This window comes from Agrobacterium radiobacter (genome assembly GCF_040801995.1).
Classification (GTDB): domain Bacteria; phylum Pseudomonadota; class Alphaproteobacteria; order Rhizobiales; family Rhizobiaceae; genus Agrobacterium; species Agrobacterium radiobacter.
In genome coordinates, this window is the sequence record NZ_JBEGHX010000002.1 from 151,865 (window position 1) to 172,556 (window position 20,692).

Annotated in this window: 19 protein-coding genes; 3 read left to right on the forward strand and 16 right to left on the reverse strand. The window is 59.3% G+C overall.

Annotation, left to right across the window (positions count from 1 at the left end):
* Positions 1-116: 116 nt before the first annotated feature.
* Positions 117-1,274 carry a class C beta-lactamase gene (gene ampC / locus MRBLRC7O_RS14680; RefSeq protein ID WP_367727474.1) on the reverse strand — a complete coding sequence of 386 codons (1,158 nt, stop codon included), beginning with the start codon at positions 1,272-1,274 and terminating at the stop codon, positions 117-119.
* A gap of 133 nt (positions 1,275-1,407) precedes the next feature.
* On the opposite strand from ampC, the gene MRBLRC7O_RS14685 reads away from it, so the two are divergent.
* The gene (locus MRBLRC7O_RS14685) at positions 1,408-2,289 is read left to right on the forward strand and encodes a LysR family transcriptional regulator (protein ID WP_111821038.1); all 882 of its coding nucleotides are present in this window, start codon (positions 1,408-1,410) and stop codon (positions 2,287-2,289) included.
* 3 nt (positions 2,290-2,292) lie between these two features.
* Here the strand turns inward: MRBLRC7O_RS14685 and chrA are convergent, their stop codons facing one another.
* The 6 genes from chrA to MRBLRC7O_RS14715 all read right to left on the reverse strand — a co-directional run bounded on the left by chrA (position 2,293) and on the right by MRBLRC7O_RS14715 (position 8,653).
* Positions 2,293-3,522 carry a chromate efflux transporter gene (gene chrA, locus MRBLRC7O_RS14690; protein WP_111798448.1) on the reverse strand — a complete coding sequence of 410 codons (1,230 nt, stop codon included), beginning with the start codon at positions 3,520-3,522 and terminating at the stop codon, positions 2,293-2,295.
* A 165-nt stretch (positions 3,523-3,687) separates the two neighbouring features.
* Positions 3,688-4,170 (reverse strand): hypothetical protein, encoded by a 483-nt coding sequence (locus tag MRBLRC7O_RS14695; protein WP_087745469.1) that lies wholly within the window; start codon positions 4,168-4,170, stop codon positions 3,688-3,690.
* A gap of 139 nt (positions 4,171-4,309) precedes the next feature.
* Positions 4,310-4,852: a hypothetical protein gene (locus MRBLRC7O_RS14700; protein WP_060723484.1), complete on the reverse strand. Its 543-nt coding sequence runs from the start codon at positions 4,850-4,852 to the stop codon at positions 4,310-4,312.
* 217 nt (positions 4,853-5,069) lie between these two features.
* Entirely contained in the window at positions 5,070-6,938 is a 1,869-nt protein-coding gene (locus MRBLRC7O_RS14705; protein ID WP_003508220.1) for a hypothetical protein, read from the reverse strand.
* A gap of 50 nt (positions 6,939-6,988) precedes the next feature.
* Positions 6,989-7,891 carry a hypothetical protein gene (locus MRBLRC7O_RS14710; protein ID WP_107677477.1) on the reverse strand — a complete coding sequence of 301 codons (903 nt, stop codon included), beginning with the start codon at positions 7,889-7,891 and terminating at the stop codon, positions 6,989-6,991.
* Between the two features lie 594 nt (positions 7,892-8,485).
* The gene (locus MRBLRC7O_RS14715) at positions 8,486-8,653 is read right to left on the reverse strand and encodes a hypothetical protein (protein WP_155272865.1); all 168 of its coding nucleotides are present in this window, start codon (positions 8,651-8,653) and stop codon (positions 8,486-8,488) included.
* Between the two features lie 78 nt (positions 8,654-8,731).
* Here MRBLRC7O_RS14715 and MRBLRC7O_RS14720 point away from each other — a divergent pair, with 78 nt between their 5' ends.
* Positions 8,732-9,358 (forward strand): hypothetical protein, encoded by a 627-nt coding sequence (locus MRBLRC7O_RS14720; protein WP_080866704.1) that lies wholly within the window; start codon positions 8,732-8,734, stop codon positions 9,356-9,358.
* Here the strand turns inward: MRBLRC7O_RS14720 and MRBLRC7O_RS14725 are convergent.
* The 6 genes from MRBLRC7O_RS14725 to MRBLRC7O_RS14750 form a co-directional block, all read right to left on the reverse strand.
* Positions 9,301-10,056 (reverse strand): aspartate/glutamate racemase family protein, encoded by a 756-nt coding sequence (locus MRBLRC7O_RS14725; RefSeq protein WP_080866705.1) that lies wholly within the window; start codon positions 10,054-10,056, stop codon positions 9,301-9,303. The two genes, MRBLRC7O_RS14720 and MRBLRC7O_RS14725, sit on opposite strands and share 58 nt — an antisense overlap.
* Before the next feature lie 11 nt (positions 10,057-10,067).
* Entirely contained in the window at positions 10,068-10,886 is an 819-nt protein-coding gene (locus MRBLRC7O_RS14730; RefSeq protein WP_026372407.1) for an ABC transporter permease, read from the reverse strand.
* 4 nt (positions 10,887-10,890) lie between these two features.
* Positions 10,891-11,802 carry an ABC transporter permease gene (locus MRBLRC7O_RS14735; protein WP_003508215.1) on the reverse strand — a complete coding sequence of 304 codons (912 nt, stop codon included), beginning with the start codon at positions 11,800-11,802 and terminating at the stop codon, positions 10,891-10,893.
* A 228-nt stretch (positions 11,803-12,030) separates the two neighbouring features.
* Positions 12,031-13,320, reverse strand: a complete 1,290-nt coding sequence (locus MRBLRC7O_RS14740; protein WP_099086929.1) for an ABC transporter substrate-binding protein — start codon at positions 13,318-13,320, stop codon at positions 12,031-12,033.
* A gap of 30 nt (positions 13,321-13,350) precedes the next feature.
* Complete coding sequence (locus MRBLRC7O_RS14745; protein WP_020812847.1) at positions 13,351-14,436, reverse strand: ABC transporter ATP-binding protein; 1,086 nt, start codon at positions 14,434-14,436, stop codon at positions 13,351-13,353.
* Between the two features lie 181 nt (positions 14,437-14,617).
* Entirely contained in the window at positions 14,618-15,598 is a 981-nt protein-coding gene (locus MRBLRC7O_RS14750; protein ID WP_020812846.1) for a 3'-5' exonuclease, read from the reverse strand.
* Between the two features lie 191 nt (positions 15,599-15,789).
* On the opposite strand from MRBLRC7O_RS14750, the gene MRBLRC7O_RS14755 reads away from it, so the two are divergent.
* Positions 15,790-16,692, forward strand: coding sequence for a hypothetical protein (locus MRBLRC7O_RS14755; RefSeq protein ID WP_060723491.1), 903 nt, complete (start codon positions 15,790-15,792; stop codon positions 16,690-16,692).
* A gap of 36 nt (positions 16,693-16,728) precedes the next feature.
* Here MRBLRC7O_RS14755 and MRBLRC7O_RS14760 read toward each other — a convergent pair whose 3' ends face one another.
* From MRBLRC7O_RS14760 to MRBLRC7O_RS14770, 3 genes are all read right to left on the reverse strand, one after another.
* Positions 16,729-17,142, reverse strand: a complete 414-nt coding sequence (locus tag MRBLRC7O_RS14760) for a hypothetical protein (RefSeq protein ID WP_111794125.1) — start codon at positions 17,140-17,142, stop codon at positions 16,729-16,731.
* A 165-nt stretch (positions 17,143-17,307) separates the two neighbouring features.
* Positions 17,308-18,201 carry a lytic transglycosylase domain-containing protein gene (locus tag MRBLRC7O_RS14765; protein ID WP_367727476.1) on the reverse strand — a complete coding sequence of 298 codons (894 nt, stop codon included), beginning with the start codon at positions 18,199-18,201 and terminating at the stop codon, positions 17,308-17,310.
* 282 nt (positions 18,202-18,483) lie between these two features.
* Complete coding sequence (locus MRBLRC7O_RS14770; protein ID WP_087745477.1) at positions 18,484-20,268, reverse strand: methyl-accepting chemotaxis protein; 1,785 nt, start codon at positions 20,266-20,268, stop codon at positions 18,484-18,486.
* Between the last annotated feature and the right edge of the window lie 424 nt (positions 20,269-20,692).

The following is a 20,692-nucleotide window of genomic DNA, read 5'->3' on the forward strand; positions in this document are numbered from 1 at the left end:
GAAGCGTGATGGCCTGATGACGGCGCGGGCACCACCCGCCTCCGGGGTGACCGGTGCGAATGGCGCGAGGGTAACGAGTTCCCGCGTCGCAATGAGGAGCACCGAAATGCCGCTTCCTATTCCGCCTTTTCAAGCGTCGTCAGGATCTCATAGGCCGCGGAGACACGTTCCTCGTTGGGATAGTTTTTATTGGCCAGAATGACGATGCCCAATTTCTGTCTGGGGATGAACGCCACATAGGCGCCGAAACCATTGGTGGAGCCGGTCTTGTTGATGAAGACATCCTGACGCGGCTTCATCGGCGGAGAGATTTCAGAAGCCGGAACGGTCTTGAGCAACGCACCGGAATTCAGCTCTCGCAGCGTCTTAGGCGGCGTTGGATGGGCATATTGCTCCCAGACCATATCCTGCGTCATGGCGTCGACGCTGAAATATCCCGTATGGGTGTTGGTGAGCGCCTGCTGGATTTTTCCGTCCAGCTTTTCAAGGCCCATATTGGCGTTGACGAAGCGGATCATGTCCTGCGCTGTCGATCTGACGCCGTAGGCCTCGGATGAAAGAATGGCGGGCGTCATGCGGGCTGGTTCGCCGGTTCGTTTATAACCCTGCGCGTAGTCACCCATCTTTGCCTTGGGCACCACGGTGAAGGTGTTCTTCAGGCCAAGCGCGGGGAACAGCGTGTCCTGCATGGCGCCATCAAAGCTCTGCCCCATGGCTTTTGCGGTGATGTATCCCAGCATTCCGATGCTGGGATTGGCGTAGCTTCGGTGCGTTCCGGGCTTGTAGGAGGGTTTCCAGGCCTTGAGATAGGCCAGCAACTGCTGTTCCGTCTTGATGTTGTCGGGCACCTGAATCGGAAAGCCGCCGGCAGTGTGGGTGCCGAGATGCATCAGCGTGACATCGCCGAAAGGCTTGCCCTTCATGGAAGGAAGATAATCTTCGACCTTGCCGGAAAGCGAGAGCTGGCCGTTTATCTCGGCATAGGTGCTGAGCGTGACGGTGAATGTCTTGGAGATGGAGCCGAGTTCGAACAGCGTCTGCGGGGTCACGGGCTCATTCGTGCTTTTGGACATGACGCCATAGGTGAAGATGTGGCTCTGACCATCAACGCTGATACCAACGGCAAGACCGGGGATGCCGTTCTTCTCCATGACCGGCTTGATCGCGGCATCCGTTATCGCTTTCAGCCTCGTTTCATCGGCGGCAAAGGCCTCCGTGAACAGGCTCGTCGAGAGCAACGCAGCCAGTGCGATATGTCTGCGATTAAGTTTCATCTTTTGCATTCTCCAAAACCTTGAGTGGATTTTCGGCTTGTTCGCCATCCCCAGCGAAAAACGTTTAACTGCCCTACATTGCACGAACAAATCATGATATCTCGGAAGAGACACAAGAAAATCTAGGTCTTGAATGGTTCGGCAATTTCTTCCCCTGAACGGCTTGCGGGCCTTTGAAGCATCCGCCCGGCACCTGAGCTTCACCCGCGCGGCCATCGAACTGTGCGTGACGCAGGCGGCCGTGAGCCAGCAGGTGAAGGGGCTGGAAAAGCGGCTGGGGGTTGCGCTGTTTCAGCGGCTTCCACGCGGGCTGAAAATTACCGCCGAAGGTGAGGCCCTGCTGCCGACGGTGACCAGCTCCTTCGACCAGATGGCGACGACGCTCGACCGGATCGAGGCCGGACAGGTGCGCGAGCTGCTGTTTCTGGGTGTCGTGGGAACCTTTGCCGTGGGCTGGCTGCTGCCACGGCTGCAGGCGTTTCAAAAGCAGCATCCCTTCATCGATTTGCGGGTTTCCACCAATAACAACCGCGTCGATATGGCGGCGGAAGGGCTGGATTTCGCCATCCGTTTCGGCCAGGGCTCCTGGCACGGCACGGATGCCTTTCGACTATTCGAGGCGCCTCTTTCCCCACTCTGCACCCCGAAACTGGCGGAGACGCTGAAAACGCCCGCCGATCTGATGGAAGCGACGCTGCTGCGCAGCTACAGGGCCGATGAATGGAGCAACTGGTTTGCGGCCGCCGGCGTAACGCCTGCAGCACAGGTGAATGCAGGCATTGTTTTCGACACGTCTCTGGGCATGATGGAAGCCGCCCTGCAGGGGCTCGGCGTGGCGCTGGCGCCGCCATCGATGTTTTCGCGGCATCTCGCCTCCGGTGCAATCATCCAGCCTTTTCCGGTTACCATTTCGCTCGGAAGCTATTGGCTGACCCGGCTGCAATCGAAACCGCCCACACCCGCCATGCAGGCCTTCTCCGACTGGATGTTCGAGACCATGGGCACCGCAGTATGACGACTATATCAAGGCAAGTAGAACGCCGCCGGCCGCGCAGAGGACCACCACGGCCCATGGCGGCGTTTTCCAGATCGTCAACAGGATGAAGCCTGTCAGCGCCAGGGCGAAATCCTTCGGGGTGAAGATGGCGCTTGTCCAGACCGGATCATAAAGCGCTGCGCCGAGAATGCCGACGACGGCGGCATTTGCGCCACGCATGGCAGCCTGCGCCAGAAGGTGCTTGCGGAACCCTTCCCAGAAGGGCAGCGCGCCGACGAGCAGCAGCATGCCGGGAAGGAAGATCGCAACAAGGGCGATCGCCGCGCCCGCAACACCGTTGGGCTGCGGCCCCACCACCGCACCGAGATAGGCGGCGAAGGTGAAGAGCGGGCCGGGCACGGCCTGGGTTGCGCCATAACCCGCGATAAAGGCATCTTCCGTAACCCAGCCTGTGGCGACGACTTCGGATTGCAGCAGCGGGAGCACCACATGGCCGCCGCCGAAGACGAGCGCGCCTGCGCGATAAAAGGCGTCGAACAAGGAGAGGCCCTGTGAAGCTGCCGCAGCCGCAAGCAGCGGCAGGAGGGCGAGAAGCAGGGCGAAGGCGGCAAGCGCTACGTATCCGACGCTTTTGGGCACCCGGAAGGCGAGATGGGTGGCCTGCCCCGCGGCATCCGAACGACAGAAGACAAGCCCGGCAACGGCGCCAATGGCAAGCGCCAGAACCTGCCCGAAGGCGCCGGCGACAAACACCACGCAGACGATGCCGGCCAGCGCGATGCTGGCGCGTTCACGATCCGGCGCGAGGCTTTTCGCCATGCCCCAGACCGCCTGCGCGACGACGGCGACGGCGACGATTTTCAGCCCATGCAGGAGGCCGGTGCCGACCGGCCCATCGATGGAGGCGGCGACCATGGCGAAGAGAAGGAGGAGAATGGCGGATGGTAATGTGAATGCCGTCCAGGCCGCCAGCGCGCCGAGCGGACCTGCGCGCAGCAGCCCCAGCGCAAACCCCACCTGGCTGGAGGCCGGGCCGGGCAGAAACTGGCACAGCGCCACAAGATCGGCGTAACCGGCCTCATCGATCCATTTGCGCCGCACGACCAGCTCATCGCGAAAATAACCGAGATGAGCGATGGGGCCGCCGAAAGAGGTGACGCCGAGCTTCAGGAAGGCCGCAAAAACCTCGCCGGGCGTGCCGTGCCTCTGGCTGCGCACTTCGGTCTCTATGGTTCGTGTTGACGATTTCACGAAAGAACTCCCTGCGTGCAACGGTTATTCGTCAACACATATCGGCCTCAAGACGGTTTCGGTATCAGACACCATTATGACAGGGATATGAAGGGGCTGGCGGCAGGGACGCCGGAAAGTTGCGATAACTTTCCGGCGTCGTCTGGCGATTATCCGACGAAGGGCCTATCGCTCGGTCGGCAATAAGTCGGTGAAGTGCGAAATCCAGCCATTTTCATCCGTGCCGCCGGAAAAACCCGTTGCCTCCCAGATGATGTGATGCCTGTTGCTGCCGTTGTGAATGGTCACCGCGGCGGCGATGGGGGTCGGCGACCGCCACGAAAAGTTGCGGTTCGGACCGGGCTCGAGATGGCTGAGGGATTCAAGCTGGACATCATCGAGGAACAGCACCGTGCTCATCTGGGTCTCATAGAGGTTCTCCCATCGCGCCTGCGCCAGCGCATTTGCCGCGGCAACGAGAAGATTGCTCTCGCCGACGGGATCGGCCAGGGCCGCCAGGCGCCATGCCGCGAAGATATTGGTGATATCCCCCGTGCTGAGGCCGAGGCTTGAGAGGAATTCGATGGTCTGCGCATTGCCGAAAGCGTCATAGCCCGCTTCACCAAAGGGCCGGATATGCTTGACCACGAAATTGCTGAGAATTGGCATGTTTGTCTCCTTTTTTGGACATGAGCCACCTGTTTCCGGACGTTGACGTGCGGGATCGCATGGTGGGATTCTGTGTTGATTGGGTGCCGGAATATCTCCGGCAATCGATGGGAATGTGGTCAGTGTTCGGCTTGCCGGCCTAACCGAAGGTAATGGCGACGCGGGCCGGCATGCCCAAAAATTCCTGCAGGCCGAGGCGCGTTCTGGCCCCGCCCCGCCCGGCCGGCCATGGGTCGAGAATATGCAGTTCGAGATCCTTGCCGTTCACAGTGTAGCCGTAGACGAGGTAATAATGGTATTCGGTTCCGATCACGAAGACGCGGTTGTTATCGATCTCGCTCCTGACGATATCGGCCGTCAGACCGTTGACGAAATGGCCGCCGGTCGTGGTGTGATCGAAGGCGTTCCACTGGCTGGACACCAGCTTGACGATATTGCTGTTCGGATTTGCCCCACCCAGTTCAAGGATGCCGGCGGATTGATCCAGAACTTGCGCCAGCTCCCAGCGTTCCTGAACCTGCGGATCGACGGTCGCGAGCGCTGCGGTATTGCGTCTCGCAATGTCGTATTGCGTGGCCGCAGGAAGCCCGCGATAGGCCCGCACCATCTGCTCGACGGCGGCAAAGCACCAGGCGGCGGTGTCCTGAGGCACCAAAACGGGAGGGTTATTGACTGTCGGCATGGTCTTCTCCTTTCTGAAAATGACGCGGCATGGGGCGCTTCGATGGCGGCCCGGTGCCCGTCGTTGATTTGGTGAATGTCGAAGTTCCGGCGGCCGTCCTGCCGGCATATGCGCCGGCAGGACATGCCCATGATCCATGCCAAGGGGGACGATTCCGGCTGAGACCATGGATGCGCTTCCTGCCGGGCCGGAAAGGGAACGGCAGGGTCTCAGGGGATCAGGCGGTCTTGCTCAGATCCTGACGATAGGCCTGCAGCGACGCGATTTTTGCGTCCGCAGCGGCCTCGCGTTCGGCGACGATGGCCGAGAGCTTCTCCGCGACACCTGCCAGATAGGCCGGCAGATTGGCACTGTCGATATATCCGCCCTGCAACTTGTTCAGCTTCGACCATCCTTCGGCAAAGCTGCGGTTGAAGCGGTCGGAGACGATCACCACCGCGTGCCACTGGGCGGTTTGCCTGACGAAGAACTCGTCGACAGAACGGATGAGCTGCGCGAAGCGGTTCTTTCGCAGCGTCTCCTGCCCGGCGACATTTTCAATGCCGGTGATCTGATGCTGGGCATCATCTGCAACCGCTTGCATGAAATCGGCGAAGCCCTTGAAGAAGAAGGCTATTTCTTCAACGATTTCCTTCATGCGTTTCAGCGCCGAAATGCTGACATTGAGCGATTGCACCGCAAGCTTGATCTTGTCATCCTCTGCCTGCTTTCCCTTCAGGAGGGCGTTGATCCTGATGAGCTCGGCCGCCTGGGTACGGCGCTCCTTCTCATAGGCCTCCGCCTTGTCGATCATCTGCATCTGGATTTCGCGCAGGCTGGCCGCCTGCTGCTGCTGCTCTTCGGAAAGCTTGCCCAGCCCCTTGTCCAAAGCATCGAGCGAGGCCTGCAGGCTGGAAATAACCGTTTGCTGAGCGGCGATCTTTTCTTCCTGCGCCTTGAGTTCTGCGGCGCGTGCAGCCAGACGTTTATCGAGTTCGGCAAGCTCGATGGCCTTGCTCGATTTGGGGTCGGCGCTCTCCGCGTCCTCCGCAAGCTTTGCCTTGGCGTCCTCGAGCGACTTGACATCCCCCTTCAGAGCGTCGCGTTTTTCCTCGCTCTTGCGAAGCTCGGCTTTCTTTTCGGAAAGCTCGCTCTGCTTGGCGGCCGCATCGGCCTTGCTTCCGCCGCCTGACGGGGTGCGGGAGCCGCCGCCCTGCCCCTGCCCGTCCGTATCCTGTCCGGCCTTGGACTGTCCCGAAAGCGCGCCGCCAACCGACGAGGCCAGCATGGAGGCGGGACCGCCCGCCACCATGGCAATGGCGGGAATCGCGCTTGAAATCATCTGCGCGCCGACCCGGACGATCGACATGACAAAAGCACGCTGCTCGGCCGTATTGGCCCGCTGCTCATATTCCCGAGCCTTCTTTTCGAATGCCGCAACCTGTTCCTTGAGATCGTTGACAAGCGATTCAAGCTGTTCCCGTCGTGCGTCCGCCTCCCGGATTTCCCGTTCCATCACCGCTTTATCGGCGAGGCGTTTGCTCAAGGCTGTTTCGCTCATATCCGTGGTTTGGGCCGTGTCCCTGATGATGGCGTCATAGGTCGCAGCAAGGGCAAGAAGCTCGTCTCGAACGCTGAGCGCCCTGTCCCGGATGCCCGTTGCGAGCTTTATCAGATCGTTGGAGACGAATGCCTTTATTTCGGCCTGATCGTTTTCTTCCCTGACATCGAGCCAGTCCGGGAAAAGATCGGCGATGGACAGGCCGATGCGGGTGGCCGCCTCCATCGCGTTCTTCATGACTATTTCGCTTTTCTGCTGCGACGTGATCAGCCTGTTCATGATAGCGCTGATGCGGACGCGAATATCGCCGTTTTCCTGCGGTGTTGTGTTGTAGGCGATGTAAAGCAGATCAATCGCATTGTCGGTGTCGCGCTTGGCGCGCTCGACATCATAGGTTCCCTGGATCTTATCGACATAGGACCGGACAAGCGCCGTATCCGACTTGGGAAGGCTGAAATTCGGTTGCGAAACGATCGCATCGACGCCGGCGTCGATTGCGCTGTTGATCTGGGCGGTCCGGCTTTCGAAAGTCACGACATTGTTCATTTTCATGCTCCTGTTGATGGGTGGTTACGGAGAGTCATGGGATTGATCGTTCACGATCCGCACTGCTTCTTCGCGTCGTCCGGCAGTCCGGCCTCGGTGGAGGAAATGAACTGCGGCACGTCTTTGGTCAGGCCGTCGATCTCGGTGGACAGCCGCGTAACCTGACGTATTTTCGCGTCGTCAGGATTGACCTCGCTCGCTTCCTTGAGAGCACTGGTGAAGTTGCCGACCTGAATGTTGAAGTCCTGAACCTTGACGTTGATGGTGGAGATCGTGGCTTTGAGCCTGGTGATCTGCTCTTCCAGAGTTTTCACCGCCTTCTGGTTTTCCGCGTGGCTCTGCTGTGCCGCCGCAAGCTGGCGGCGATTGTTTTCGAGCTGGTTGCGAACGCCTTCAAGAGCCGCCCGGGCGTTGTCCAGACGTGGCTGCGCGGTGCGGTATTCCCTCTCCGCATCCTTCATCCAGCCGAACGCCTTGACCGCAGCGTCACCGGCCTGGCAGATTCCCGGCAGGAAGAAGAGGACCCCGCTGCATATTTTTACTCTCTTGGCCTGTTCGTCCATTTCCCTCCGGGCTTTTTCGAAGGCGATCTGACGCGTCCTGACGTTCTCGCTCTCGGACTGAACCAGCTCCTCATAGCCCTTCACGCTGGTTTCGGACTGCACCACCTGCCGCTCCAGCTCGATCTGCAGGTACATGGCCTGCCCCAGCGCCTTCTCGCGGTCGGCGCTGAGCTGCTGTTGCGCCGTCAGATGCTCCATCAGGCACACGGATCGGCGGCCGAGCAGCTCGCGGCTCGCTTCCGCCTGCTCCAGTTTCGACTGGAAATCCGCCACCTGTTCGGTGGTGAGGGTGGCCGCGTTCGCAAGGGCCGGCTGGCCCATGGACGGAATATCGAATTGCATCGCGATGGCCGCAAGGCCGGCAAGAAAAACATGTTTAAGTTGCATCATTTCAACCTCCTCTGGAGAATTGGGGATGAATAAAAGGCATGACGGGCTCTACACGCCGCCCGGCATCGCTGCCGACCGTGCCAGAGACATGGCAGTAACATTCGGGTGTCATGTGGTTTCGGATGCATCTTTCGCGACGCCGTCAATGCCTAAAAAGCAACCATCAAAGATTGTATTCACGGCAAATGGACGAAAGATTTCGCATCCATGGCTTCATTAAATTATGCAATAAAAACAGTAGATAATGTCATTGTCAGCGTCACCTTCACAAACCGTCTCAAAAGGGAACACATTTTAACGCGCCCCTTAACATTCAATTTATGAGAGTATTTTTTAATACCGCGCAACAGAGCCTCGGGGGAGTGCAACAAAATGCACGCATCTTCCGGAGCGGAACCTTTCGGCTGTCACGCCTGCCCCAAGCAGCCGTCGTCAGCGAGCAGAACTCACGTTTTCGAATTCGCCATAAAGTAGCGAAGAGCAAAAAACCACGGGAGAAAGGTATCCGGAAAAGCAGGCGCTCCAGTTTCAAAGACGCACCCCAAAAGGGACTTCGTCCGGTCTCAGCCGGACGTGCTTCGAGAGAGGCTGGGCTTACTTGCGAACCGCATCCTGAACGATGACGCCTTTGGTGATGCTGTCACCCATCTTTGCACCCACATATCGGCCGTCTTCAAACAGGAGCAGCGCCTCGTCCGCGCGTTCGGAGACTTCGGCGCTTTCGCCACCGTCATGTGCGCCGTCGGCCTCGGATCTGTTCATGGCGGGCAATTTACGCTGGCGGCGGTTCAGGCAGTTGTCGTTCCACCTGGCTGGGCATCCAGCCGCAGGACACGCGCATTGATCGACTGGCTGGAACTGGAAGATACAGCGCAGCGGCACCCGCCAGGCGGCGATAATCGCGAGCGGCCGTGGAGCCTGAATGGCTGGCTCATTGCGGCAATCGAGACGCTCGCCACGGCCTATCTCACCGCGGCTTCGCCATGGGGAATCTCCCCGGCAATGGAGGCATCAGACGAAGAGGCTATCGGAACAGACGCCGTTATCGACGGTGTGAGCTGGTCACTGCGGCACGCGCAGGACTTGTCTTTTCTTTCGGAGGAGATGCGGATGTTCCTTGGGCATGCGCCCGGTTTCCCCATCCTGTTGGACTTGCTGTCGGCCGCGAAAACAGGCGCTTGCGATGCGACGGGTTGCGCGTTCTCCCGCAAGGCGGCGGCACGGGCCTATGGGATCAGCCGCGCTCACGTCACGGCCATGCTTGCCAGGGCCGAGCGGCTGAACATGCTGAAGAGAAATGGATCAAGAATAGTTCTGAGCGATCTGACATTGCACAACGTCCAGCGCGATCTGGCCTATCAGCTGGCATTCGTCATTTTGTGGTCGGAGATAGTGAAAACCTCACGATCTCAATCTCCCGATACTCCGGAGAGCCTGTCCGGCCGGAATACCTCCAGCAATCCGTGATAGGGTTTGACAAGTGGCGTGGCATAAGCGCCGCGCTTTGCGGTTGACAGCCCCATGGACACCAACGATTCCGCCTGTTTGACGGCCGCCGCGACGCCATCGACAACCGGTACACCGAATTCATCGCGCAGTTCGGCGGCAAGGTCGGCCATGCCGGCGCAACCCAGCACGATCGCCTCCGCCCTGTCCTCTTTCAGCGCCAGCGAGATTTCCTCCCGCAGCCTTTCGCGGGCGTTCGAGCCGGGATCTTCCAGCGACAGGACAGGAATATCGGCAGCGCGCACGTTGCAGCGGGCGGACATGCCGTAACGGTGGACGAGATGTTCCAGAGGCAGCCGTGAGCGTTCCATCGTTGTGACGATGGTGAATTTCTGCGCGATGAAGGCGGTGGCGGAGACCGCCGCCTCGCAGATGCCGATAACGGGAATATCGGCGAGCGCGCGGGCCGCATCGAGCCCGGTATCGTCGAAACAGGCGATGACCGCCGCGTCGGCTCCCAGCGCCGGGGCCTTTGCAAGCTCCAGCAGGAGGCCGGGCACGGCGAAAACCTCGTCGTAATAACCTTCGATGGAGACGGGGCCCATGGACGAGGTGACGGCCAGTATTTCCGTATCGCGGCCGGCTATCCGCCTCGCGGCGTCGGCGATGGTCGCGGTCATGGATTGCGTGGTATTGGGATTGATGACGAGAATGCGCATTTTACGTTTCTTTATCCGCGTGAATGGCGGCGATTGAGCGTAACGATCAGGCCAAGCGTGGCCGCAATCACCAGGAAGGAAAACAGGGTTGTAACAGCACCGAGCGCATAAAGCACCGGCGTCGTGACATTGGTGGTCATGCCGTAGATTTCCAGCGGCAGCGTGTTGTAGGTGCCTGACGTCATCAATGTACGGGCGAATTCGTCATAAGAAAGCGTGAAGCCGAACAGACCGACGCCGATCAGGCTCGGCGCGATCATCGGCAGCACCACATGGGCGAAGGTCTGCCAGGAAGACGCGCCGAGATCGCGGGCAGCTTCTTCATAGGACGGCGAAAAGCGGTTGAAGACGGCGAGCATGATGAGTACGCCGAAGGGCAGCGTCCAGGTGAGATGTGCCCCGAAAGCTGATGTATACCATGAAGGTTCCAGTCCAAGCTGCTGGAAAAGAACACCAATTCCGAGCGAAATGATGATCGATGGCACCACCAGGCTGGCGACCGACAGGTAGAATAGCGGCGTCGCGCCGATGAACCTGCGCCGGAAGGCAAGGCCCGCCAGCAGCGACACGAGCACCGTGACGGCCATGACCATCAGCCCGAGGCCGAAGGAGCGGCGGAAGGAGCCGCCGAAATCGCCGACCGCCTGCTGTTCGAAGAGATTGCCGAACCAGTGCAGCGAAACGCCGTTCAGCGGGAAGGTCAGGCCGCCATTCGGCCCCTGAAAGGCGAGGATGAGGATGGCCGACAACGGGCCGTAAAGAAACAGCACGAAGAGGGCGAAAAAGAAGGCGAGGATATAGAATTCGCGGCCGCGTTTTTCCTGATGCATGGGACTATAGCTCCTTGCGGATATCGACGATGCGCAGGATGCCCGCGACCATCAGAAGAACGAGGATGAGCAGGATGACGGCATTGGCGGCGGCGGCAGGATACTGCAGCAGCGACATCTGGTTCTTCATCATCAGCGCCACCGACGCGCTCTGGCCGCCGGACATGACCTGAACCGTGGAGAAGTCGGCCATGACCAGCGTGACGACAAAGATGCTGCCGATGGCCATGCCGGGCTTCGCAAGGGGAATGATGACGTTGCTGAGCGTCTGCCAGCCCGTCGCACCGGCATCACGCGCCGCTTCGATCAGCGATTTGTCGATGCGCATCAGCGTGTTGAAGATCGGCGTGACCATGAACAGCGTATAGAGATGCACCATGGCCAGCACCACGGCGAAGTCCGAATAAAGCAGCCATTCGATCGGCTCGGGAATAATGCCGGTGCCGACCAGCGCGCTGTTGACGAGACCGTTTCGTCCCAGAACCGGGATCCAGGAAATCATGCGAATGATGTTCGACGTCAGGAAGGGCACGGTGCAAACGAGGAACAGCACCATCTGCATCGTGGTGGTGCGGATATGGAAAGCGAGGAAATAGGCCACCCAGAAACCGCAGAACAGCGTTATGGCCCAGACCACGGCGGCATATTTCAGGGTGTTGAGATAGGTCTGCCAGGTGACCCACGAGCCGAGCGTTTCCAGATAATTGAAGGTCACGAAGTCGGGATACATCTGGGCGAAATCGTAATCCCAGAAACTGACGACGGCGATCATGAGGATCGGCAAAGCCAAGAAAAAGCCGAGGATCAGCAGAAGCGGGGCGGCCTGCACATAGGACACAAGCTTTTGCGGCAGCGCGAAGCTGCGGGGCGGCCTGTCCTTTTTGTCGCTGACGCCGATGAGCCTGACCGTCACCATGGTTGTGCCTTTCGCTGAATTTGGAGAAACACCGGCATTGACCGCCGATGAGAATATTTACGAGGCTCCCTCCACTCTCCCGTCATCCTCGGGCTTGACCCGAGGATCCACAACCCGGCGTGATCATGGATCCTCGGGTCAAGCCCGAGGATGACGGCGGAGAGGTCTGAACGCGCTGTCGTTCTCAAAACCGGCGGCCTTCGCCGCCGGCTTCGTCCTTGAAAAACATCAGGCCGCGATGAATTCGTTCCAGCGGCGGACCATGTAGCGGTCTTCGTCCATGACGGAGTTCCAGCACGCGACCTTGCCCATGCGCTCCTCGAAAGAGCCGCCATCGCGCACCGCGCCGGCCTTTTCCATGACCTTGCCGTCGGGCGCGATGATGTCGCCCTGCGCCGGCTTGCCTTCGACCCAGTAACCCCACTCGTCGGCGGACATGTGCTCCTTAGCCGTTTCCATGGCGGCGGAATAATAGCCCTGGCGGTTGAGGTAAGCGCCGACCCAGCCCGAGGTGTACCAGTTGATATATTCATAGGCCGCATCGAGCTTGGCTCCGGAAAGATGCTTGGCGAGGCCAAGGCCACCGCCCCAGGAGCGATAACCTTCCTTCAGCGGCTGGTATTTGCAGGCGATCCCCTTCGAGCGGACCGCCGCGACGGCGGGAGACCACATGGACTGGATGATGACTTCGCCCGAGGCCATGAGGTTTACGCTTTCATCGAAGCTCTTCCAGAAGGCACGGAACTGGCCGTCCTTCTTGGCCTTGATGAGGAAGTCGATGGTCTTGTCGATCTCCTCCTTGGTCATGTTGCCCTTGTCGGCATATTTGATGTTGCCCATGGCTTCCATGATCATCGCCGCATCCATGATGCCGATGGAGGGGATGTTGAGGATCGAGGTCTTGCCCTTGAACTTGGGGTCCATGATATCGGCCCAGCTGGTGATATCGCGGCCGACGAGATCGGGGCGGATGCCGAGCGTATCGGCATTGTAGATGGTCGGGACCATGGTGAAATAATCGGTCTCACCCTTGGCGAACTTCTTGTCGCCGGGCTTTTCGACGAAACCAACCGTGTGCGGGGCCGTGCCCTGCGCCACGACGCTGTCCGGCTTCAGCTTACCGTTTTTGAACAGCGGCACGATCTTGTCGTAATATTTGAGCTTCTTGATTTCCATCGGCTGGATGACGCCGGCGGGATAGACCTTCTTCAGGATCCAGTATTCGATATCGGCGATATCGTAGGAGTTCGGCTGGGTGACGGCGCGCTGGGCGGCAGCATCCGAATCCGTCGCCGTCATCTCGAGCGTGATGCCGAGATCGGCCTTGCACTTTTCGGCAATGGCGTTGAGGTTCGACACACCCGTGCCGAACTGGCGGATGGTAATGGGGTTCTGCGCCCAGATGGTCGGGAAGCCGGTGATGAGGCCGGAGCCGATTGCGGCGCCCGTGGCGGCAGCGCCCGCCTTCAGGAGGCCGCGGCGGGACAGGCCCATTTTGCTGTTGGTAGTATCTGTCATTTCAAAGTTCTCCTCTGGTTATTTTTGGGGTCACTTCTCTACCCGGCCGAGCACGATGGCATCGGCCGCATTCCATGAAAGCGGTATGGCGTCACCGGTCCTGACCGGATTTTCGAAGAAGGCGGCATCGCTGAGGATGACGTTGAAATCCTCGATGCCCGCGCCGGTCACGGCGATTTTCACGCTCGCGCCGCGATATTCGACATTCGAGACGATGCCGGTGAAACCGAGCCCCGGCTGGTCTGCTTCACCGACGCGGACGCGGTCGGTGCGCACGGCGATGTCGACTGCGCCGTCATCGGGGGCGACGCCGCTTGCTGTGAAAGTGCCGCCGCCCACCACTTCGAGCGTGACGAGATCATCCGATTTTTCCCGATAACGCCCGGAAATAACGTTGTGGTCGCCCATGAAACGGGCAACGAAGGCGGTGGCGGGACGCTCGAACACCTCGCGCGGGGTGGCTGACTGTTCGATACGGCCGTCATTCATGACGACGATGATATCGGCCAGCGCCATGGCCTCTTCCTGGCTGTGGGTGACGTGGACGAAGGTGATGCCGAGCGAGGTCTGCAGCTTCTTCAATTCGGCGCGCATGCGGATTTTGAGGAACGGATCGAGCGCCGAAAGCGGCTCGTCCAGCAGCAGCGCCTCGGGATCGGTGATGAGCGCACGCGCCAGCGCCACGCGCTGCTGCTGCCCACCGGAAAGCTGGGCCGGACGCCTGTTGGCATAGGGCTCAAGCTGCATCAGCTGCAGCATCTCAAGCGCCTTCGCCCGGCGAGCTTCCTTGTCCACACCCTTCATCTTGAGGCTGAAGGCGACATTGTCGACGAGATCGAGATGTGGAAACAGCGCGTAGGACTGGAACATCATCGCCGTGCCGCGTCTGGCGGGCGGCAGATCGGTCACCACCGTATTGCCGAGCCTGATATCACCGCTGGAGATGCTCTCGTGACCAGCGATCATCCTGAGCGTCGAGGTCTTGCCGCAGCCCGACGGGCCGAGCAGGCAGCAATAGCTCCCGGCCGGTATCTTGAGGCTTATCGCATGCACGGCGGTGGTGTTGCCGTAAATCTTGGATACGGAAGCGATGTCGATTGCTGCGGCTTTGCTCATAAACACTCTCCTGCGACGTCTTTGTCATGCAGGAGGCGTGCCAATCGGCTTAGCCATTGATGTAAAATGATATTTTTCTGCGCACCCGAAACCCGTGTGCGGACCTGCTCAATTTTACATCGATTGTTTTCGATTCATTGCAGAAATTGTATGCAATCTGAAGCCCGAAATATCTCGCGTTTCAGCCAGCCTTGAACCTGTCGAAAGCGGTGAGATATTTGACTGTCGGGTCGGCATCCCAGCGGTAGATTTCGGTCCGCAGGAAATGCAGTTCCTCATCGAGCTTTTCTTCAGGCAGTTCCACCCACCAGGATTTCGGCCGGCCATCGGAACCGTCGGACCAGCGATAACCCCGCTTTTTCAGATGATCCTTCATGTCGAAGGGGCTGTTTTCCGCGTAGAGGCGCACCCTTGACCGCTGGCTCGCCTCACGGAGTTCGGCAAAGGGCGCGCTGCTTTGGCCGGGGCGCGTCTGCTCCAGCACTTCCAGCAGGGCGAAACAATCGTCCACCGCGCGATGGCCGTCGTGGAAATAGCCTGACTGTCCGATCAGATAGCCAAGCTTGTTGCCCTCAAAACCACGCACCCGCCAGTCTATTTCCGAAACGGAACAGGCCCATGCCTTGTCACGGAAAATCGGTGAAAACGCCTCGCAAAAGGGGCGGTCGAAACTCGCATTGTGAGCGACGATCAAATCGGCATCGGCAATGAGGGAAGTCAGCCGCGCCATGTCGATCGACTGTCCCGCGACCATCTCGTCGGTAATCCCCGTCAGGCGGGTGATCTCTTCGGGAATGGCAATAGCAGGCTGCCGCAACCCGCCATAGATGCCGGTGACATCGCCGATCGCACCGTTATCGTCGAATGTGAAGGTGATGACGCCGATTTCGATGATCTCGTCCGTGCGATGGTCGAGGCCCGTCGTTTCCGTATCGAGGATGACGCCCTGGCGGGGAAATTCCGGCCTTGGACGGTCGACGACCGCGCGCGGCTGCAGCCGGCGCAGGACACGGTAATTGCCGGTGGATTCAAGGTATCCGGCAAGGGTCTCATCGTCCGTAGCGGTCTTTTGGGTCGTTTCGCGACCACCCGCTTTTCGCCCTCTTTCAGCCTGAGGAAGCCGCGCTGACGCGGGTGCGAAAAAATCCAACTGGGAGGTCATTATGCGCCTGTCCGCCTTGCACGCAAATCAAGATTAAGTACTCCAACATATGCGCACAGGCTCACAGTAACAACAGCGGTCACTCTCATCCACAGGAACGGGATATATCACGGGGTACAGTTAAGGGTTGCGGCTTCAATTTACGATGGTAAAAAAAACACACCGTTCCCGTGTTTCAGGAGAGAAGAAGAATGCCGCTTCCATCACCTTCCAACCCGAAAACGCTTGCCGACCAGGGCCAGTTGAAGCTCTTTCCGCTACAAAGCGGCCCGCACTTTGCCAATGTCGGCCTGACCAACGGGGCGAGCGGCATTGTTTTTACGGGCTATACGCGCGATGCGAGTCTGGACAATGAAGCCTTCTCCTGCTGCGGCAGCTACACACTGCGCAATTCCGTCCACGCCGCGATTGCCGGCACGACCAGCGACAATTGCACAGTCTTTGCCCTGAAGAGCATCATCAACCAGCGCCCCTGCCTGGCGGTTGGGAAATTCGACCCCGATGGCAAGCCGCTGGAATTGTCGAAGTCGGAGTTCGATCAGGTCACCAAACCACTGTTCCAGTTCGCGGACAAGGTTTCGCCGATCCTCGGCAGCGAGCCGGCGCCCGGCATCCAGATCCGCAGCGGCGACGCCTCCTATAATTATCAGGTGGATGCGCGCAGCGGCCGCTTCCGCTTCACCTATAAGGACGCCATGAACGGCGGGCGTTTCGGACCTTCGGCCGACGGCAATTTCTCTCTCGAGCACGACGGTCATCGCCTCGCCAGAATAAGTGCTGGCGGCAGCTATAGCAGTTCGGACAATTCGATTGCCGCCTCGGCCTATCGGGATATCGATTCCCGCGGCTTCGAAACGACGGTGCGCAGCGGCCAGGCTTCCGCCATGTTCGGAAGAACCTACACGGAAAACGCCATTACACGCAAAATGGGCGTCGGTTACGGCAACACCTCGTTCCGGCGCGAAGACACGCCGGGCGGAACGATCAAGGAAAGCCTCGGGCACAAACTGGACAAGGTCACACTTGAAGTATCCCGCACGCGCGACCGGGCAAAGGGCACCGAATATATGCTGACCATCAAGATGGAGCTCTGAGGCACTCGGGAACCGGAGCGGCTGCGACGGACCTTCTCAGGAGGCTGGACGATTGAGAAGCGTCTCGCAGTTGGCGGGATTGCCGATGATCTCACTCGTCTTGATGGTTGAGGCGGCATTCGCGGTGATCTTGATGATGCAGTCGCGACGATGTTCCTTGATCTTCATGCCTTCGGTTTCCGAGACCCTCGCCTGCCCGTCCACGGTCTTGACTTCGCGCCTATTGCTGAGGCCGGCATAGGTCTCCACATCGACCTTCAGCCAATAGGACTCGGTTTCGCCGTTTTCGATGATAACCTTGTTCGGGCGGCCAAGCCGGGCGATTGCGGCGTCACGCGGTTGCCCCACGAAACTTGCGACCGTGCGGGAGACCTGCGTCTCGTCGGTGCTGGTGCACGCTGCAACGACGACCAGAACGGCCGCCAGACATCCGGTTTCAAACCATTTCATTTCCAGATCATTCCCCACATGCAGCCGACCCCTGTCGGCCAGCATTCGCGGCAAATCTATGCACGATCACTCCCCCCTGAAAGATGGGACGGCCTTCAAGCCGATCAACTTGTTATGATCAGCCTTGTCGCGGGAGGAAGACTTATCGGTCCGACGCGGCCGTTTTTACCGGTTGCGGAACACGGTGCAGGGAACACCCGCCCGCCGGATATCGCCACAAAGGGTGTTGGCTTCGGCTCTGGTTTCGCGGCCGATGCGGGCGGCATAACGCGGCCGCGACCCGAAGTTTCCACCCCTCTGCCGCACGATCAGAGCCCGTTCGGCATTCAGCGGTTCCGAAAGCTGCAGGATCGCCCGGGTGAACAGCCGGTTCGCTACAACAGGGTTATAATGCGCCGCAAGCTGCACGCCCCAGGGCGCCCAGTCGGCTGATGCAATGAGGACGGGATCGTTCATGGTGCGGGTGTCGGCGAGGCGCACGCATGCATCAAGGAAAGGGCGGCTGTCATCCAGTGCCGGCGCCGCCTTTTCCGGCGGGTTGTCCTTCCAGGTCTCCACCGGATAACCGGTGATCGCAAACACATAATCCCGGGTCTCGGTCGGCAGGCGGCCGTTGGCGATGAAGTTCCGCAAGCCCGCCTCGCCCGCATTATAAGCTGCGGCGGCAAGGCCGAAATTGCCGAACTGCACATTCAATTCGGAGAGATAACGGGAAGATGCCTCAAGGGCGGCGATGATGTTGAAACTGTCGTCAAGACCGCGAAGCCGCGCCGTTCCCGGCATGAACTGGGCGATGCCTTCCGCCCCCTTCGGGCTGACCGCACTCGCCCGGAACAGGCTTTCCCGCCAGATCAGCCGTGCGAAATAATCAGGCGGAACGGCATGGCGGGCGGCCAGAACCTCCATGGCGTGGCAAAGATCATTATTGTAACTGCCGGCATTGATGCATAATTCCGGCGCGACATCATGGGTGTAGGCGCAGGAGGTCTTTCCCTTGGCGGGCTCTTCCACTTGCGCCGCGCCGGAGGCTGCGGCCAGCAGACAGATGACAAGAGCCAAGCGGCTTATCGATATCCCTGCCAAGCGCGCGTCCCCGAAAACTCCAAACACAATATGCCTGTTATCGGCCAGTCAGGAAGATATGCCCAGTTTGGGGGCTTGTCATCCCGTATCGTCAGATGGGAGGATGAGCCAAGCCAATCACGCCGACATCATCCTCGGGCTTGTCCCGAGGATGATGTCGGCGTGATTTTATTAAACGTCATCCTCGGCACGAGGCCGGGGATGACGTCGAGAGGATGCGCACTTTACCACCGGGCTCAGGGCGACTGCAGCCCGACTCTAAAAGTCCTGCCATTCCTCATGATTGACAGCAACCGCAGCTGAACCGCGCGCCGCAAGCGGGCGAGATGCGCCACGACGCGGGCTCGCCGGCACGGGTTGCTGCTCGAAGCCCCCCCGCGGCGAGGCTGTGTATCGTGTCGCGTCATCGAACCGGAATTGCCCGAGAAGCTCGAACAGCGCGGTCGCTTCCCGCGCAAGGCTGTGGCTTGCGGCGGTCTGCTCCTCCACCATGGCGGCATTCTGCTGGGTGCCCTGATCGACGGTGTTGACCGCCTGATTGATTTCCGCAAGCGCCGTGGACTGTTCGCGCGCTGCATCGACAATCGCCACGACATTGGTGTTGATGTCCCGCACCTGCTCGGCGATTTCCTGCAGCGCCGAGCCAGCCCTGGTGACAAGACCGACGCCGTTTTCCACCTGCGTGCCGGAGGCATTGATCAGGCTCTTGATTTCCTTGGCCGCCGTTGCGGAGCGTTGCGCGAGTTCGCGAACCTCCTGCGCAACCACGGCAAAACCCTTGCCCGCCTCACCCGCACGGGCGGCTTCCACGCCGGCATTCAGCGCCAGAAGATTGGTCTGGAACGCGATCTCATCGATCACGCCGATAATGTTGGAGATCTCACGCGATGATTTTTCAATCTGGTCCATGGCGCCGATCGCATCACGCACCACCTGGCCCGAATGTTCCGCATGGTCACGGGCGCGGGCGACGATCTTGCCCGCCTCTTCCGCGCGGCGGCTTGAATCGTTGACGGCAGTGGTAATTTCTTCCAGCGCGGCTGCCGTTTCCTCGATGGAGGCGGCCTGCTGCTCCGTACGGCGAGCGAGATCATCGGCAGCGGACCTGATCTCGTTGGAGCCGGAAGAAATCGCGCCGGCATTTTCAGACACCAGCGTCATTGCCCTCTTGAGCTTTTCCGAAGCAGCGTTGAAATCCGTGCGCAATCTTTCAAGCGAAGGGATGAAAGGCTTGTCGATGCTCTGGGCAAGATCGCCCTCGGCCAGATCGGTGAGGCATTGCGCAAGTTTTTCGACATTTTCGACGCGGCCGGTCACATCGGTCGCGAATTTGACGACCTTGAACACCTTGCCGCTGAGATCGAAGATCGGGTTATAGGACGCCTGAATGAAGACCTTGCGGCCGCCCTTGCCAAGCCGCATGAACTCGTCCGCAACGAGATCGCCGCCGGCCAACCTTTCCCAGAACTGTTTATATTGCGGCGACTGCGTATAGGCCGGTTCGCAGAACATGGAATGATGCCTGCCCTGCACTTCCGCCAGCGAATACCCCAGCGCCGCCAGAAAATTCTCGTTGGCGGTCAGCACCTCTCCATCAGGGGAGAATTCGATGATGGCCTGCGCCCGTGACAGGGCGTCGATCTTGCCCGCATCTTCCGCCGCCTTCAGCTTGCGATCGGTGATATCGGTGGCGATCTTGACCACTTTCACCGGCTTGCCGCGACGAAACACCGGATTGTAGGATGCCTCGATCCAGACTTCGCGGCCGCCCTTGCCGATGCGCTTATATTGCCGCTGATCGAACTGGCCGGCCGAAAGCTTGGACCAGAAGGCCTTGTAATCCTGCGAAGACACGACGGAGGGCTCCACGAACATGCTGTGGTGCCTGCCGACGATTTCCGAAAGCTCATAACCGAGCGCCCGACAAAAATTCTCATTGGCGGTAAGAATCTTTCCCGAAAGGTCGAATTCTATAATGGCCTGGGATTTGGAAAGCGCGGCGAGAACCGCAAAAGCATTGGCACCACGATCAAGAATACTCACGCACAATCCTCCGATTAAAATAGAATGTTTCCATCCAAAATTATTCACGAATATTACGATTACATTATTAAATTACATTTAAGGGCAATATTGATTTTTGTCATATGTATTTAAATGGCCCATAAAAATGTCCATTCTCCGGTTTTCCTTTAAAAATTTCAGGCGTGTTCCCGTGGTTGAAGTCACGACGGTGTAACAGTTCTATAGTTACTTTGGCTCCGGGTCGGTAGCTTGCTTTCCGTCTAGATCGCAAGGCTCGACAATGCATTGGGAAAACATGGCTGATTTGATGGTCGTGTTTGCGGTGTGGGCCTATGTCGGCGGATTTTATTGGCTGACCGCCCTATTGGCGCTGGCTTAACGGTGGTCGACGCAGCGTTTTCGGAACGTTTGCGCCGCGGCTGCATTTTATGCCTGATGGGGA

Excerpts from the sequence above, each read along its gene's own strand:
- MRBLRC7O_RS14760 (WP_111794125.1), bottom strand. The coding sequence starts at position 17,142 with ATGAAATGGTTTGAAACCGGATGTCTGGCGGCCGTTCTGGTCGTCGTT.
- MRBLRC7O_RS14735 (WP_003508215.1), bottom strand. The coding sequence starts at position 11,802 with ATGGTGACGGTCAGGCTCATCGGCGTCAGCGACAAAAAGGACAGGCCG.
- MRBLRC7O_RS14755 (WP_060723491.1), top strand. The coding sequence starts at position 15,790 with ATGCCGCTTCCATCACCTTCCAACCCGAAAACGCTTGCCGACCAGGGC.
- MRBLRC7O_RS14700 (WP_060723484.1), bottom strand. The coding sequence starts at position 4,852 with ATGCCGACAGTCAATAACCCTCCCGTTTTGGTGCCTCAGGACACCGCC.
- MRBLRC7O_RS14715 (WP_155272865.1), bottom strand. The coding sequence starts at position 8,653 with ATGAACAGATCCGAGGCCGACGGCGCACATGACGGTGGCGAAAGCGCC.
- MRBLRC7O_RS14705 (WP_003508220.1), bottom strand. The coding sequence starts at position 6,938 with ATGAACAATGTCGTGACTTTCGAAAGCCGGACCGCCCAGATCAACAGC.
- MRBLRC7O_RS14725 (WP_080866705.1), bottom strand. The coding sequence starts at position 10,056 with ATGCGCATTCTCGTCATCAATCCCAATACCACGCAATCCATGACCGCG.
- MRBLRC7O_RS14740 (WP_099086929.1), bottom strand. The coding sequence starts at position 13,320 with ATGACAGATACTACCAACAGCAAAATGGGCCTGTCCCGCCGCGGCCTC.
- MRBLRC7O_RS14730 (WP_026372407.1), bottom strand. The coding sequence starts at position 10,886 with ATGCATCAGGAAAAACGCGGCCGCGAATTCTATATCCTCGCCTTCTTT.
- MRBLRC7O_RS14695 (WP_087745469.1), bottom strand. The coding sequence starts at position 4,170 with ATGCCAATTCTCAGCAATTTCGTGGTCAAGCATATCCGGCCCTTTGGT.
- MRBLRC7O_RS14750 (WP_020812846.1), bottom strand. The coding sequence starts at position 15,598 with ATGACCTCCCAGTTGGATTTTTTCGCACCCGCGTCAGCGCGGCTTCCT.
- MRBLRC7O_RS14745 (WP_020812847.1), bottom strand. The coding sequence starts at position 14,436 with ATGAGCAAAGCCGCAGCAATCGACATCGCTTCCGTATCCAAGATTTAC.
- ampC (WP_367727474.1), bottom strand. The coding sequence starts at position 1,274 with ATGAAACTTAATCGCAGACATATCGCACTGGCTGCGTTGCTCTCGACG.
- MRBLRC7O_RS14685 (WP_111821038.1), top strand. The coding sequence starts at position 1,408 with ATGGTTCGGCAATTTCTTCCCCTGAACGGCTTGCGGGCCTTTGAAGCA.
- MRBLRC7O_RS14710 (WP_107677477.1), bottom strand. The coding sequence starts at position 7,891 with ATGATGCAACTTAAACATGTTTTTCTTGCCGGCCTTGCGGCCATCGCG.